At 71.2% G+C, this 333-nt stretch carries 1 pseudogene; it reads left to right on the top strand.

Annotation, left to right across the window (positions count from 1 at the left end):
• Positions 1–333 (top strand): annotated as a pseudogene (locus tag IG05_RS0141335) (lantibiotic dehydratase); the annotation flags it as partial.

Genomic DNA, 333 nt, shown 5'->3' on the forward strand with positions numbered 1-333 from the left:
GCCCGGGAGAGCTGGCGGTTCGCCGGCTCCGCGCTGACGTTCGCCGACGACAAGAGCGAGGCCCGGCGCTTCGTCCGGGCCCGGCAGTGGCGCGACACCCACGAACTGCCCCGCTTCGTCTTCGTCGTCTCCCCCACCGAACCCCGCCCCTTCTTCGTCGACTTCGACAGCCCCGTCTACGTCAACATCCTCGCCAAAGCCGCCCGCCGCCTCGCCCGCAAGGACCCCGAAGCCCGCCTCACCGTCACCGAGATGCTCCCCACCCCCGAACAGACCTGGCTCACCGACGACCAGGGCCACCGCTACACCAGCGAACTCCGCCTCGTCGCCGTC

It is taken from the genome of Streptomyces sp. NRRL S-1022 (genome assembly GCF_000720135.1).
Classification (GTDB): domain Bacteria; phylum Actinomycetota; class Actinomycetes; order Streptomycetales; family Streptomycetaceae; genus Streptomyces.